This is a genomic window from uncultured Roseovarius sp., from assembly GCF_913054395.1.
Classification (GTDB): Bacteria; Pseudomonadota; Alphaproteobacteria; order Rhodobacterales; family Rhodobacteraceae; genus Roseovarius.
Window position 1 is genome coordinate 44,403 of sequence record NZ_CAJXIP010000001.1, and the last position, 13,545, is coordinate 57,947.

Consider the following 13,545-nt stretch of genomic DNA (forward strand, 5'->3'; position numbering starts at 1 on the left):
GGGATCCCAGCACAGCATTAAAACGGAGACTACGAAAATGTTTCTCAAATCTATTAGATGGGCGGCGGTGGTGGCTTTGCCAGTTGCTGCGTCCCTCGGGGGGACTTCCGCTTCGGCGCAGGGCCTCAAAGGCATAAACCAGTTCTGTATCGATCAGTTCGGTTCTGGTCAGCAACCGCGCGTCCCGTTCGAGACCCGCGTCACCAACGCGGTGATCGACCCGATTACCGGCGAGGTCACTACGGCGGCCACCGAAACCCACCTGACAACAGCAGGCGGCGAGGCGGTGCATCCGGAAGGTGACAGCTTTGGGCCCAATCCGCCCAACATGATCCCGACGGTGTATGAAAACGTCAAATCGTGCCGTGGCAACGAGATTCCCAACACGTTGCCGTCCACACCGGACAATCCCTACAATCTGCATGACGATCCGATCGTCACGCCGATCGACAAAACCTCACCGACCGATGATCTCGACTGGATCATGGATCAGATCGAGGCGATGTCGGAGTCCTATGGCGAGTGTCGCAGTAAACGCGGTGAACAGTACTGTTCTGAGTACCCGCAGGACGGGTCCCTGGGTGACATGCGTGAACTTGCGCGCCATGCTGTGGACATCATCGAGGGAAACGACCTTAGTGGTCCGCTGGCGGGTCGGGAATACGAAGGTTTTCCGCTGCTGCACTATCTTGGTGGCTTGAAGGAAAAGGCGGTCGATCCGGTGACCAAATCGGTCACGGTCAACCAGATCTGGTACGACACTCACATCGAATCCGACACCGCCTATATCGACCCGGAAGTGGTGAACGACGAAGAGTGGACGATCAAGTACAACGTCAAAATCCTGAACCGTGGGCACGAGGATTTCGCGCCGTACACGATGATTTTTGACGATCCGAAAGAACTTGACCTGTCGGATGTTGGCGGGCCTGACCTGACGCAAGGCGGAAACGCGACGCCGCGTATCCCGAACGTCGGTTTCGATCAGACATTCTTCCCGATGGAAGAAGGCCTGATGTATACCCTCAACATGAAGATGCCCCCGGCACGCTTCTGGAACCTCAGCTATCACTGGGGCTGGCGGAACCACCCGCCGCGGGTTCAGGTGACGGAAAACGTTCTTGTGCCGATTGCCGGGAACCGCCGTAACTTTGCCGAGATCGGCGTCTTTGGTCAAAACCCGCGTGAGAGCGAAGCGGCCAAACTGGCGGCGATCGAAATGATCGGCGACACGGCTCCGGCCAAGCGTATGTGGCGGATGTTCCGCGAACTTGCGGATATGGACACCAACCGTCCCGACAGCCCTTCGTTCGCGGGTCAGAACGGCTCTGCCATTCAGGCACAGATGGCGCAGATTCGCGAAGCCTTCTACGACTGGAGCAATCGTAACAAACTGCCCACCGGCTATGAGATGGGGGAAGGTTACGACGTGACCGTTCTGTTCCTGAACAACACCATGTATGGACAGCTCAAAGGCCATGATGGCGAGGCAGAAGTCCGTATGACCGATGGCGTCTGGGACAAGCGTGGTGACGAAGTCAAAATTCAGCTTTTGAACGGCGACTATTATCGTCATGCCTATGTTCTGGTCGACTTCGGCGGTCTGCGTGGCTGGGAAAATACCTTCCACAATACCCTGCCTGTTGGGGGGGCCGGACCGCTCTTTACCTTCGGTCGGAACGCCTTCTGGATCCATGTGGCCGGTCAGGGTGCAATTCCGGTCCCGCCTGCGGTGCGTCCGCAACAGCTTTCACCGACGCCGCTGACAAGCCCGTTGGCGGAGGTTATCGGCTCCGACCAGGGCAACCATCACTGGACAGATTCGCTCTATTCCGCGATGGGCAGCACGCCTGATGCGATGTCCGATTACGTCAATACCGATGGCGTCGGTGAGCACAGCCTTACGGTGCAGTTCACCTATGAGCCTTCCCGTCGTCTGCGGATGTATCAGTTCGATGCTCTGCACCATGACACGGCGGTCTGGTCGGTTCACTAAAAGAGCATAAGATAAGGGCATCGGCGGTTCTGGCCGCCGGTGTCCGTCATTTTAAGATATTACTTTCCCGACGGAGACTTGAAATGAAACATATCAGAGCTGCTCTGAGTTCTGTTTCGGCATGTGCCCTTGCCGTTGCCGTTGCACTTGTCGGATTTTCCGCGCCTGCCGCCATGGCCGGAAGCGGGCATTCCGGTCACGGACATGATCATGGCCAGACCCATGACATAACGACAGACCACCGGATGCCGATCCATCTTGGTATGGATGCCGCCAATGACAGCCGCGCCGCCAACGACAGCCAGAACGCCATGCGCGACGGCTTTCAATACAAGCGCACCCTGAACGATTATCCAATGTCCGATGTGATCCTGCGCGATTCACATGCGCGCAAGGTGAACTTTGCCGAGCTGATGCAATATGACGGGCCTGTGCTGTTGAATTTCATCTTTACCAGCTGTGCCACGATCTGCCCGGTGATGAGCGCGACTTTTGGCCAGACCCAGGATGATCTGGTGGCGATTGATCCGGGTTACCTGATGGTGTCGATCTCGATTGACCCGGAATATGACACGCCCCGTCGGTTGCGCGACTATGCCAAATTGCATGATGCCCGTGAAAACTGGGTGCTTTTGACGGGGCAGTTTGACGATATTTTTACCGTCGTGCGCGATTTTGATGCCGTCTATAAGGGTGAGAACAAGATGTATCATCGGCCGCTGACCTTCCTGCGCAAGGCGAAGGGCGCGCCCTGGCTTCGGCTTGAGGGGCTTTTGTCGTCCGAGGAACTGGCGAATGAATATGCCAGCCTGCTTCGCCCCGAGGTGAACTGATGCTGGTCGGATCCCTGCACAAGGCATTACGCGGCGTTGGCCTGGCACTTGTGCTCGCGGTCACGCCGGTTCTGGCCGGGGCTGGTCAGGCGGGGGATGCCGAGCTTGGGCGCCGTCTGTATTGGGATGGGATCGGCGCCGATGGCAAGCCGGTCACCGGCGTCACCCAGGGCGATGTCGAGATTTCCGGCGCTCAGTTTTCCTGCGTGAACTGTCATCGCCCAAGCGGCTTTGGCACCTCTGAAGGGGGCAACTATGTGCCGCCGATCATGGGCCAGGTGTTGTTCGACAAGAAGCGCCTGGACCGGAACCGGATTTTCAAGGACCTCTATCAAGAGGTGCAACCGCCCAACTTTTGGGCCCGCGTGCGTCAACCGCGCATGACGAGGTGCTTCTGGCGCGGGCGCTGCGCGAGGGTGTAGATGCCGCCGGTCACGACTTTGATCCGATCATGCCGCGTTACAAGCTGTCCTCGGCGGATGTCGCAAATCTGGCCGCCTTCCTTGAGACGCTGTCGGCGGATATCGACCCCGGTGTGGACGGGCGCGATATTCACTTTGCCACGGTTATCGGTCCCGATGCCGATCCGGCCGAGGCCGAGGCGATGTTGCGCACGCTCAACCTTTACTTTGAGTGGATGAACCGGGACACCGAGGGGGACACCAAAAACCCGACCTTCTCGCCGAATTACCGCTCGAATTTCGTGAGTGCCTATCGCTATTGGAACCTGCATGTATGGCGGCTTGAAGGCGCGCCGGAAACATGGCGCGCCCAGCTTGAGGCCAAATATGCCGAACAGCCGGTCTTTGCCTCGGTCAGCGGTCTGGTCAAAGGCCCGTGGGACGAGATTGGCAAGTTCTGCGATGACAAGCGTATGCCCTGCATTTTCCCCAACACCGAGTTGCCCACACCGGGCGAGGGGCGTTATGGCTATTCGGTTTTCTTCAACCGGGGCATCCCGCTTGAGGCCGAAGCCCTGGCGATCCACCTGGGCGATCAGGAAAACCCGCCCGCCCGCGTGGTGCAGCTTCATGGCGCCGGTCCGCAAGGTAAGCGCCCCGCCGCCGCCTTTGCCGAGACCATGGAGATGGTGCTTGAAAAAACCGAGGTCGAGAGTGTCGAGTATCTTGGCGCAAAAGGGCTTCGTGCCGCTCTGGCACGTCATGCGGATGCAGAGGCACTTGTGATCTGGCCGCAGGATGTGGACGAGGCGGTCAAGGTTCTCGCCGAGATCGGGCCGAAGGCAGCGATGATCACGTTGCCATCGTCAAGCAAGGATAGTGCCGTCGCCGCCTTTTCGCCGGATATGATCGCGCGGACGAAATTGATCTGGCCCTATGACAAGCCGGGGTCTTATCACCCGCGAAAGTACCGCATCCGCGGCTGGATGCACACGCGTAGGTTGGATGTCACGCACCCGCGCATCCAATTGCAGACCTACTATGCACTGACGATGATCGAATTTGGCCTCATGCATGCAATCAATGACTTTTACCGTGATTATGTACTTGAAATCATTGAACATGAGGCAGAAAATGAGCTAAATCCGGGCACCCATCCGGAACTGGGCCTTGGGCCTGGGCAACGCTTCGCCTCGAAAGGCGCATTCATCGCGGAACTGGCACCGGACGAGAGGGTTGGCTACCGCGTTGTGAGTGATTGGATCGTACCCTAGGGTTTTGAGTAATGGGCCCTTACGGTACGTAGTGGGCGGTGGGGAAACCCGCCGCCCATGCTTTTTAGCGGTTTTATATGGTTAACCGATAAGCCACCACAGGGCCGAGGCCCCGCAAAGATAGGCGCCAAAGGGAATTTCCTGGCCCGATCCCGGATGCTGACCTGTGCGCCATGCCGTGAGTGCCGCCAGAACCAGTGCCGCCGAGGCCGCAATAAGCGCCACCATCGGCAGGGCCATCGCACCAAGGCCTGCGCCAATCCCGGCCATCAGTTTGACATCACCCAGGCCGAGCCCTTCACGCCCACGAAGCCATTGATAGACAATGCGAATAAGAAAGAATACGCCGCCGCCGACCGCCGCCCCAAACGCCGCGTCCACCGGTGTGCGAAACGGATCTTCCCAGGCAAGCCCGACGCCGGTCACACACAAAAGCCCGGTCAGCGCATTGGGCAGGCGAAAGGCCGAAAGGTCGCACATCATGAGGCCAAGCAGTATCCAGAGGTAAAGCGCCCCAAGGATCATCTGAATTGGTGATTGCGCCCCCCAGATCGCCATAATCGCCAACACCGCGCCCGCGATTTCGGCATAAAACAATCGCTGCGGGATCGCCTTCCCGCAGGCCCGGCACTGGCCGCCAAGGATCAGCCATGACACCACCGGCACCTTGTCACGCCATGAAACCGGTGATCCGCAATCCCGACAGCGCGAGGCGGGCGAGATCACGCTTTCGCCACGCGGCAGGCGATCCGCCCAGGCGGCCATGAATGATCCCACCGCCGCGCCGGAGAGGATCAGGAAAAAGGCGAGCGGGACGGTGGCGGGCATGGGTGATCCGATGCTTGAAAAGGGGCCGGGCGAGCAAGGCTTTGATTGTACAAGCCGCCCCCTTGGTCTATGATTCACTTGCTAATCTATATTTTTTACGGACCGATTTTACCATGAAAATCAATACGTCACACCCGCATGCCACCCCTGCCAGATTGACCGGCGAGGACGGCTTTTCCTTGCTGGAACTGATGGTCGTCGTGGTCATCATGTCGATCCTTGCGCTCGTGGTGATGCCGCGGATCATTGACCGCCCCGATCAGGCGCGCGTGGCGCGCGTGCAATCGGATCTGGCGGTGCTGAGTGGCGCGGTCAAGCTCTACAAGCTCGACAATTTTCGCTATCCCAGCACCGAACAGGGCCTGCTTGCCCTGACCGAAGCCCCGACAATCGCACCCGTACCGCAAAATTATGCATCAAACGGGTATATTGATCGCCTGCCGCAGGATCCCTGGGGCAATTCCTATCAATATCTTCAGCCCGGAATTCACGGCGAGTTCGATATTTTCACCCTGGGCGCGGATGGTGTCTCGGGCGGGGATGGTGTTGATGCGGATATCGGCTCATGGAGCGAATAGGACCAGCGTCCGAATACGGATTTACCCTTCTTGAGATGGTGATCGTGGTCGCTGTGATCGCGGTTTTGTCGATTACCGCAACCTTCTCGGTGACACAGCGCAAAGGCGGCGAAAGCGATGTTCTGCGCTTTGGCGCGGCTTATGATCGGTTGCGCGATGCGGCCATTCTTGGCCATGAGCCACGCGGTGTCGCGCTTGTGCCCGAAGGCTGGCAGGTGCTTTTACCCCCCAGGCCGGGGGCGCCGGACGAGGGATGGCAACCCATTGGCCGCGCGCAGAAATTTCGCGGTGAAATGCGGTTTCAAAGTGCCAGTGGCCAGATCATACCCACGGAACTGGCTCGCGTGGCAGGACCCGATCTGGTGTTTTTGCCCGACGGTCAGGTAACCCGTTTTGACATAAGTTTCATCACCAATGGCACCGTCATGCGCTGTTACTCGGCAGGGCTGAACGGTCTCGCCTGCGAGGGGATATGACCCGGCCCGGCCCGGATATCCGCGAAGCGGGTGGCACGCGCGGCGTGACCCTGCTGGAGTTGGTGATCGCGGTTTTTGTGCTTTCCATCGGCACCATGGCCGCCCTGCGCAGTGCCGATCAGGCCGGGCGTGTCCTTGGTGGCGAGGCGGCCCGCGTCATGGCGATGCAAGTGGCCCTCAACCGTGCCGAAGAGCTTCGGCTTTTGGGCGCGAGCGGGGCGCGCGTGCTTGCCAATCGCGTGACCTACGGCCCCTATGACTGGAAGATCGCGGTGAGCGAAAAGATCACCCGCGCCGGGTTTACCGAGGCGACGATTACCACACGTGCCCCGGATCTGCCGGGCGGGCGGGTCGTGGTGATCGCGCGCACAGAGGTGTTGCAATGACCGTGGCGCCCCAAAACATCCCGGCCGATGATCGTGGGCTGACTCTTTTGGAGCTGGTCGCGGTCCTGTCGATTTTTGCCATGGTTGCGGTTATGGGGCTTCAGGCGCTTGGCGGGATGATGCGCGCCCGCGACCGGATCGCCGATGCCGATCACAAGGCAGCAGCGCTGTCGCGGGGCCTTGCCTTGTTGCGCAATGATCTGAAATCCGCCGCGCCGCGTGCCTTCTGGCCGCCCGAGGGCACCGAGCCGGAACCCGCCTTTCTGGATCAAAGCGCCGATGAGGGTGTTCTTGTCTTTTCCACCTCCGGTCAACCGGTTCTGCCTGGTGTTCAGGCGGCGGGCCTGTCGCGGGTGATCTGGCGCCATGATCGCAAGAGTGAACGGCTGATGCGGCAGGTCTGGCCGGTATTGCGCCCTGCATCCGAGGATGCGCTGGCCCCCGAGACAGAGATTTTCGACAGGATCGCGGGCTTTCGCGTGAGTGCCTATGCCGGTCCCGAAGAGGGCTGGGTCGCGGGGTGGGGATTGCCGGGGCCGTTGCCGCGCCTCGCTTTGCCCGAGGCGGTCGAGATTCAGTTTGACTCGGATATCTACGGCCCCCTGCGGGTGGTGGTGAGCTATTGATGAAACGTGATCGCGGCATAGCCCTGTTGAATGCGCTGATCATGGTGGCGGCGATTTCGGCCGTGGCGACTGGCCTTATGCTGCGGGCCGAAACAAGCCAGAGCCGTGTCGGGCATCTGCAACTGAGCGAACAGGCTATGCTGCATCTCGACGCTGCGGAATGGTTGATTGATCCGGTGTTGCGCGCCGATTGGGAACGTGACCAGAATCTTGACCACCTGCGTGAAGGCTGGGCGCTGGAGAGGTTCGAGGCCGATATCGACCGGGCAAAGCTGGCTGGAAAAATCACCGATCTTCAGGGGCATTTCAACGTCAATGCCCTGAATGATCCGGGCGATCTTGCGGCGGTTCAGGCATTCGAGCGGTTGCTGCGCACACTTGGCCTTCCGCTGGCGCTCGCGCGCGAGGTGGCCGGTTTCGTTCAGCAGCGCGGGCCGGTTCTAGCCGAAGAATATGGCGCGCGCGATCTGCCGGTGCGCCCGCCCGGCGCCCCGATTGCCGCGATTGAGGAACTGCGGCTTGTGCGGGGCATGACGGTCGCAGATTACGCGCGGCTTTTGCCATATGTTGCGGCTCTTCCGAAGGGCACGCCGCTTAATGTGAACACCGCCTCTGCCGAGGTTCTGGGTGCGGTTTTGCCGACGGCCAATCCGGCGGGGGTTGCCCGGCTGATTGCCGATCGTGACCGCCTGCCGTTCAGCAGCCGGGGTGATTTCAGCGAACGCGCCGAAGGCTTGTTGCATCCGCGTGTGATCGAACAGTCGCAGGCGCCCAAGGGCGGGTTGGGGGTGACGAGCCGCTGGTTCGAGGCCCGGTTTGACCTTGCTCTCGATGGGCGTATCCTTAGCCGTGTCGTGACTGTAGAGCGCTCTGCGTTGACAGGTGCCGTTGAAATCAAAAATCGTCGGGCGGATCCGCTATGACCCTTGTTTTAAATCGCAAAAAATCTGCAGGCGCGACGCCGTTCAAGATCCATGATCTCACTTCAAACGGGGACTTTCCGGGCGAACCATTCGTGGCGCTGGTGCCGGGAACGGCGGCGCCGCTTGTGCGTCTTGCCCTGCCGCAGGCATTGAAGGGGCAGGCGCGGGAACGGGTCGCGATGCGGCAATTGCGCGATGCTTATGGCGGTTCGGATGACGGGCTTGACCTGCGTCCGGCGCGCCTTGGACGCGCGGGCGATGGATGGCAGCAAGTGCTTGTTACCGATGCCGACGAACGCCGGGGCTGGGCCCGCGCGGTGGCCCCGGCGGGGGCGCTGTGCCAGGCGGTTCTGCCCGACTACCTGGCCTTGCCCGCGGCGCCAAACCTTTGGGTGATCGAGGCACGAGGCGCGCAAGTCCGCGCGCGCCTTGGGCCGGAGGATGGCTTTTCCGGCGAGGCCGATCTGGCGCTTGCCCTTCTGAAAGAGGCGGCACTGACAGAGCCGCCGCGGGCGGTGCTGCGTCTTGGCGATGGCGCGCCTGCGATTGACGCCTTCCTTGCGACGAAGGATTGGGCGCTCTGCCACAATGTGCAAGAGCTTGCCGATCACGACATCGCACCGCCGCAGACCTTTGGGCAGGGCGAGCCAGGCCTTGATCTGGCGCGCGATCCGGGCGCCGAGCGCGCCGAGATGCGCCGCACGCTCAACCGGCTGCGCCTGCCCGTCGGGCTTGCGGTTCTGGGGCTGTTGGCATGGAGTGTCGCGACGGTGATCGAAACCCGCGATCTGCGCGATCAGTCACTGGCCTATCGCAAGAATGCCGAACGCATCCTGCGCGACGTGATGATCCCGACCGGGCCGATCCTTGATATCCGCGCCCAGGTCAGTCAGCGGATTGATCGCGCCCGCACCGCGCGAAGCGAAGGCGATGCCGAGGCGCGCCCGCTGGATATGCTGCGGCGCGCGGGGGCGGTTCTTGCCGATCACGATGGCACCATCACGCGGGTCAGCTATCAACCGGGGGCGGGTCTTGTGATTGATCTGCAACTTGAGGATTTCGCGGCGCTCGATGCGCTGGTCGCCGCGCTGCGCACCGCAGGGGTCGAGCCGCGCGTCGCGCAATCGGTCACCCGCGAGGGGGCAGGCATCGAGGCCGTTCTGGCCATGGCGGTTACACAGAACAGGAGGCGGCAATAATGGGGCTGACAGAGCGAATGATCGGCGGTTTGCTCGGGCTAAGCGGGCGCGAGCGGCTGCTTTTGGCGATGTTGGCGCTCGTGGTGCTGCCGCTGGGCATGATTTATGGCGTGGCCCTGCCGCTCGGGGATGCGCGCGCGGCGGCCCGGCGCGACGTGGCCGAGGCCCGCGCGACCGAGCTTTGGGTGGCGGATCAGGCCCTGATCTTTGCCTCGGAAACCGCGGCGATGCGCAATGCGGGGGAGGGGGCAAAAGCCGGGCCGCCGATCGGCATCAGCGGCATCGAGGCCAGTCTTGTCGAGGCCGGATTGCGCCTGCAGGCAAGCGAACTTGCCAATGCCGCCGATGGGGGCATTACCATGCGGTTTGACGCGGTGCGGTTCACCAAACTGGCCGAATGGCTTGGCACGCAGGAGAAAAGCTGGGGCTATACGCTTGCCGGTTTCACCTTTGAGAGGGGTGAGCGCGAAGATGTGGTGGCCGCCGAGTTGCGCCTGGTGGCGCTGCCATGAAGCGGTTTCTTCTGATCCTTGCCGGCGTGATGTCCGGCCTTTTTCTTGTCGGGCTGATCGAGGGGCGCATAGGGCATTTGCGCGGGCTTGCGCCGGGCATGGTGCCGGGCTGGGCCAGTCCGGTTGAAAATGACGCGACGCTCTGGCGCGGTGCGGCACGCGGTTTGCGCGTGACGGGGCTTCCGGTCGAGGCCGATCTTGGCTGGCGGTTTGCACGGCTCGCGGCATCCGGTGCGATCTGGGATATGACCGTGACGGCACCGGGGCTTACGGGGCGGGGCGAGATCGGCCTTTCGATGGCGCGGGACCGGGCCGAGATCCGCGCCGGGCGGATCGAGATTTTGCCTGGGGAATGGCCGGGCCCGATCAGGGGGCTGACGCTGGACGGTCTTGTCGAGATGACCGGCCTGCGTGCCGATCTGGCCCTGCCGGACCAAAGCCTGCGCGCACTTGGCGCCGGTCTGCGCTGGAGCAGGGCGCGGATCGACGGGCAAGAGGTTGGTACCGGAGAGATGACCGTTTTGTCGGATCAGGGCGGTGGATGGCGCGCGCCCTTTAGCCTGACGGGGGATGTGATCGCCGTTTCCGGCAGGCTTGAGGGTCGCTTTGGAAGCCCGGTCGCGGTGTTGGACATGCGCATCGAGGATGCGGGCGCGATGCCGGCGGACTGGCAGGGCGCGCTTGACCGGGTGGCCCAGAGAGAGGGCAATGCCTGGGTGGTGCGTCGCGATCTTGATCTGTCGCTGGACTGGCCGCTTTTGTGAAAGGGTGGCGCAGGTCTTAGCCGTGCGCGCCGAGGTTTTTGAGTTCCTGCCTGATGTCGTCGCGCCGCGACGCCATGGCCCCGAGCGGATCAAGATCGGGGTCAAGTGCCATTACTTCTGCCATAGCGGCATCCGCAGCGCGCAGCTTGGCCACGGTCTGCGGCCCGGTGGTGCCTGCGCTTATATCGGACAGTGCGCTTTCATGTTTCGCCGCCCCGCTGACGGCCAGAGCGGCGGCGCGGTCGCTGCCTTTGCGGGTATTGGCGAGGGCATCGGCCACCTGGGCGGCCTGATCATAGCGGCCCGCGCGCAACAGGGCGTGGGAATATTCCAGCCGCATCCGCGGCTCAAGCGGGCCCGATTGCGGGATCAGCAGGGCATAACCGTTGATCGCAGTGTCATAATTGCCCGCCTCAAGTGCTTTGCGCGCCGTGCTGTATTTGCGCTGAAACGTGTTGCCCTCACTGATCGTGCCCGGCTCGCAGGCCGCAAGGGCCATCAAAACGGGCAATAAAATCAAAGGCCTGGCGTGGAAATGAAAGCGCATGCGCCCTCCTGAAAATCTCAATAGCCATTCTCTACCACGTCCGGCGAGAGGCGGGCCAAGGAAAATCGGGGGGTTTTGCGAAAAATCTTGAGGGTGAGTCATATGTGTGTCAGCGGCGGTTTAACAATAGAAACAGGAAAAAAAATCAGCTATGGTGCTGTACGCAATAATAAAAAGCTGTCGATTAACGACAGGTCGGACCAAGAGGCAACACTAGCGGACGGGCGGTATTCATTTATGATGTTCGTGATTTGTAACGATGCGACTTTTTAGGGGGCTCGCCCTCGGGGCGGTGATATGGTTGGCGCAGGTATTTCCCGCGTCGGCCCAGATGTCTCTGGACTTGCGCGATGCAAGCCTGCGTGACTTCGTGCAGATCGTGGCGCAGTCCAGCGGTCGTAATTTCATTCTTGATGACCGGGTACAGGGCAGCGTCACCGTGGTTGCCCCGAACGAGGTGTCACCCTCTGCGATCTATGAAATTTTCCTGAATGTCCTTGAACTTAACCGCCTGACCATCGTCGAGGGCGACGAGGCCGACCGGATCGTGCCGATTGATGTCGCGCGCGAACTTGCGCCCGGAGAGGCGCGCGCAAGACTCGGCGGGGATTTCGAGACCCGCGTGATCGTTGTGCGCAACAGCCCCGTTGCCGATATTGCCGAGGTGTTGCGCCCGCTCTTGCCCGCCGAGGCGGTGCTGTCGACGGTGCCGGATGCGGGGCTCATGATCCTGTCGGACCGGCGCGAAAACTTTCAGCGGATCGTCAAGCTGGTGGATCGTCTGGACACGCCAAGCCGCAATGCGATCGAGACAATCTCGCTGCGCAATGGCAATGCGTCCGATATGCTGTCGGTGATCAACACGCTGGCGATCACACCGGCCGGATCAAGCCTGTCGGCCGATAGCCGCTCAAACGCTCTTATCGTGTCGGGCACGCCGGAATTCCGCGACAGGGTGCGCAGTGTCGTCAGCCAGCTTGATAAACCGCAGCGCAGTATCGCCACCGAGGTGGTGCGCCTGAACTATGCCGACGCAACCGATCTTGCCGATGTGGTGCGCCAGAGTTTCGGGGCGCAGGCGACCTCTGCCGAGGGGACGGTGACCGGCAATAGCGCGATCACCATCGTCGCCGAGCCACAGCAGAACGCGCTTATCATTACCGCGCCGTCGGATCGGGTGAATGCCATCGTGGCCGCCGTGCGCGGCCTTGATCAGCGCCCCCATCAGGTTTTGATCGAAGCGGTTATCTTTGAGCTGTCGGTCGAGAGCTTTTCCGATCTGTCGTTTCAGTTCGGCGGCGTGATCGAGGATGCCACGGTTGGCGGTGTGGAATTCGCCCTTGAGGGCCGCCCGACGCTGACCAATCTTGTGGGCACCGTTCTCGCGGGCAACAATCCCACCGGCGGCGGCACCGGGGGCACCATCGCGGCGTTCGACAAAAGCGGCATCGGCGGGTTCCTCGCGGCGCTGGCGAGCAAAAGTTCGACCAAGCTTTTGTCGACCCCGTCGATCCTGACGCTGAACAACCGCGAGGCTGAAATCGTCGTGGCGCAAAACGTGCCTTTCGTAACCGGCAGCTTTTCCACCGTCGGCGACAGCGCCGTGCCGAACCAGCCCTTTCAGACCATCCAGCGCCAGGATGTCGGCCTTACCCTGACGGTCACGCCACAGATCACTCGCGACAAGACCGTGCGTCTCGAGATTGACCAGGAAGTGTCGAACCTGACCAATTCCGCCTCGGCTGCGGGGGGGGAGATCACGGCCAAGCGCCAACTGTCGACCAATGTTCTGGTGCGTGACGGTAACGTGATCATGCTTGGCGGCTTGTTGGAAGACGGCAACGGATCGGTCAATCAGCGCGTGCCGGGACTTAGCGAACTGCCGTTGCTGGGGCGCTTGTTCAAGGGCCGCAGCACCTCGCAAAATCAACGCATTCTTCTGGTGATGCTGCGCCCGCGTATCCTGAGCAGCGATAGCGAAGCGCGCGAGTTGACACGTCGTCTTGCCCGTGAAGCAAAACGCGCCAGTGCCGCGATTGCCCCGCCCGATGACGGCACCTATCCGAATGTGCCGGATTCCAGCTTTCCGTTCGATGGCGCCAACCTGAACCAGCCCTTCGATGCGGGCTTTATCGACAAGGGCGCGCAGAACCGGCGCTTTCCGCCGTTGCCCTCGCGATTGCAATTCGTGGACAGGTAACC

General features: G+C 61.4%; 15 protein-coding genes. 13 read left to right on the forward strand and 2 right to left on the reverse strand.

What is annotated here, in order from left to right:
• Nucleotides 1–37 precede the first annotated feature (37 nt).
• The 4 genes from QZ522_RS00215 to QZ522_RS00230 all read left to right on the forward strand — a co-directional run bounded on the left by QZ522_RS00215 (nt 38) and on the right by QZ522_RS00230 (nt 4,504).
• Nucleotides 38–1,996: a hypothetical protein gene (locus QZ522_RS00215; RefSeq protein WP_294606235.1), complete on the forward strand. Its 1,959-nt coding sequence runs from the start codon at nt 38–40 to the stop codon at nt 1,994–1,996.
• A gap of 83 nt (nt 1,997–2,079) precedes the next feature.
• On the forward strand, nt 2,080–2,829 hold the full coding sequence (locus QZ522_RS00220) for an SCO family protein (protein WP_294606237.1): 750 nt from the start codon (nt 2,080–2,082) through the stop codon (nt 2,827–2,829).
• On the forward strand, nt 2,829–3,251 hold the full coding sequence (locus QZ522_RS00225) for a hypothetical protein (RefSeq protein WP_294606238.1): 423 nt from the start codon (nt 2,829–2,831) through the stop codon (nt 3,249–3,251). Before QZ522_RS00220 ends, QZ522_RS00225 begins: the two co-directional genes overlap by 1 nt.
• Entirely contained in the window at nt 3,185–4,504 is a 1,320-nt protein-coding gene (locus QZ522_RS00230) for a hypothetical protein (RefSeq protein WP_294606240.1), read from the forward strand. Before QZ522_RS00225 ends, QZ522_RS00230 begins: the two co-directional genes overlap by 67 nt.
• An 81-nt stretch (nt 4,505–4,585) precedes the next feature.
• On the opposite strand, the gene QZ522_RS00235 is transcribed toward QZ522_RS00230, so the two are convergent.
• Entirely contained in the window at nt 4,586–5,332 is a 747-nt protein-coding gene (locus QZ522_RS00235) for an A24 family peptidase (protein ID WP_294606241.1), read from the reverse strand.
• Between the two features lie 113 nt (nt 5,333–5,445).
• Between QZ522_RS00235 and gspG the strand changes: the two genes are divergently transcribed.
• Genes gspG through QZ522_RS00275 form a run of 8 tightly spaced genes read left to right on the forward strand, consistent with a single transcriptional unit; the run spans nt 5,446 to nt 10,796 of the window.
• Nucleotides 5,446–5,910 (forward strand): type II secretion system major pseudopilin GspG, encoded by a 465-nt coding sequence (gene gspG / locus QZ522_RS00240; RefSeq protein WP_294606243.1) that lies wholly within the window; start codon nt 5,446–5,448, stop codon nt 5,908–5,910.
• Entirely contained in the window at nt 5,898–6,386 is a 489-nt protein-coding gene (locus tag QZ522_RS00245; RefSeq protein WP_294606245.1) for a prepilin-type N-terminal cleavage/methylation domain-containing protein, read from the forward strand. The genes gspG and QZ522_RS00245 overlap by 13 nt, the downstream gene beginning before the upstream one ends.
• Entirely contained in the window at nt 6,383–6,772 is a 390-nt protein-coding gene (locus tag QZ522_RS00250) for a prepilin-type N-terminal cleavage/methylation domain-containing protein (RefSeq protein ID WP_294606247.1), read from the forward strand. The genes QZ522_RS00245 and QZ522_RS00250 overlap by 4 nt, the downstream gene beginning before the upstream one ends.
• On the forward strand, nt 6,769–7,398 hold the full coding sequence (locus QZ522_RS00255) for a type II secretion system protein GspJ (protein ID WP_294606249.1): 630 nt from the start codon (nt 6,769–6,771) through the stop codon (nt 7,396–7,398). Before QZ522_RS00250 ends, QZ522_RS00255 begins: the two co-directional genes overlap by 4 nt.
• On the forward strand, nt 7,398–8,321 hold the full coding sequence (gene gspK / locus QZ522_RS00260) for a type II secretion system minor pseudopilin GspK (protein ID WP_294606252.1): 924 nt from the start codon (nt 7,398–7,400) through the stop codon (nt 8,319–8,321). Before QZ522_RS00255 ends, gspK begins: the two co-directional genes overlap by 1 nt.
• Nucleotides 8,318–9,520, forward strand: coding sequence for a type II secretion system protein GspL (gene gspL / locus QZ522_RS00265; protein ID WP_294606254.1), 1,203 nt, complete (start codon nt 8,318–8,320; stop codon nt 9,518–9,520). Before gspK ends, gspL begins: the two co-directional genes overlap by 4 nt.
• Nucleotides 9,520–10,032 carry a type II secretion system protein GspM gene (gene gspM / locus QZ522_RS00270; RefSeq protein ID WP_294606256.1) on the forward strand — a complete coding sequence of 171 codons (513 nt, stop codon included), beginning with the start codon at nt 9,520–9,522 and terminating at the stop codon, nt 10,030–10,032. The genes gspL and gspM overlap by 1 nt, the downstream gene beginning before the upstream one ends.
• Nucleotides 10,029–10,796, forward strand: coding sequence for a hypothetical protein (locus tag QZ522_RS00275; RefSeq protein ID WP_294606258.1), 768 nt, complete (start codon nt 10,029–10,031; stop codon nt 10,794–10,796). Before gspM ends, QZ522_RS00275 begins: the two co-directional genes overlap by 4 nt.
• 16 nt (nt 10,797–10,812) lie before the next feature.
• On the opposite strand, the gene QZ522_RS00280 is transcribed toward QZ522_RS00275, so the two are convergent.
• Nucleotides 10,813–11,343, reverse strand: coding sequence for a hypothetical protein (locus tag QZ522_RS00280; RefSeq protein ID WP_294606260.1), 531 nt, complete (start codon nt 11,341–11,343; stop codon nt 10,813–10,815).
• Nucleotides 11,344–11,674: 331 nt separating this feature from the next.
• Here QZ522_RS00280 and gspD point away from each other — a divergent pair, with 331 nt between their 5' ends.
• Nucleotides 11,675–13,543, forward strand: coding sequence for a type II secretion system secretin GspD (gspD, locus tag QZ522_RS00285; protein WP_294606261.1), 1,869 nt, complete (start codon nt 11,675–11,677; stop codon nt 13,541–13,543).
• Nucleotides 13,544–13,545: the final 2 nt, after the last annotated feature.

Coding starts and splice junctions, on each gene's coding strand:
- QZ522_RS00275 (WP_294606258.1), top strand. CDS start 10,029: ATGAAGCGGTTTCTTCTGATCCTTGCCGGCGTGATGTCCGGCCTTTTT.
- gspD (WP_294606261.1), top strand. CDS start 11,675: ATGTCTCTGGACTTGCGCGATGCAAGCCTGCGTGACTTCGTGCAGATC.
- QZ522_RS00280 (WP_294606260.1), bottom strand. CDS start 11,343: ATGCGCTTTCATTTCCACGCCAGGCCTTTGATTTTATTGCCCGTTTTG.
- QZ522_RS00225 (WP_294606238.1), top strand. CDS start 2,829: ATGCTGGTCGGATCCCTGCACAAGGCATTACGCGGCGTTGGCCTGGCA.
- QZ522_RS00255 (WP_294606249.1), top strand. CDS start 6,769: ATGACCGTGGCGCCCCAAAACATCCCGGCCGATGATCGTGGGCTGACT.
- QZ522_RS00245 (WP_294606245.1), top strand. CDS start 5,898: ATGGAGCGAATAGGACCAGCGTCCGAATACGGATTTACCCTTCTTGAG.
- gspG (WP_294606243.1), top strand. CDS start 5,446: ATGAAAATCAATACGTCACACCCGCATGCCACCCCTGCCAGATTGACC.
- gspK (WP_294606252.1), top strand. CDS start 7,398: ATGAAACGTGATCGCGGCATAGCCCTGTTGAATGCGCTGATCATGGTG.
- QZ522_RS00235 (WP_294606241.1), bottom strand. CDS start 5,332: ATGCCCGCCACCGTCCCGCTCGCCTTTTTCCTGATCCTCTCCGGCGCG.
- gspL (WP_294606254.1), top strand. CDS start 8,318: ATGACCCTTGTTTTAAATCGCAAAAAATCTGCAGGCGCGACGCCGTTC.
- gspM (WP_294606256.1), top strand. CDS start 9,520: ATGGGGCTGACAGAGCGAATGATCGGCGGTTTGCTCGGGCTAAGCGGG.
- QZ522_RS00215 (WP_294606235.1), top strand. CDS start 38: ATGTTTCTCAAATCTATTAGATGGGCGGCGGTGGTGGCTTTGCCAGTT.
- QZ522_RS00250 (WP_294606247.1), top strand. CDS start 6,383: ATGACCCGGCCCGGCCCGGATATCCGCGAAGCGGGTGGCACGCGCGGC.
- QZ522_RS00220 (WP_294606237.1), top strand. CDS start 2,080: ATGAAACATATCAGAGCTGCTCTGAGTTCTGTTTCGGCATGTGCCCTT.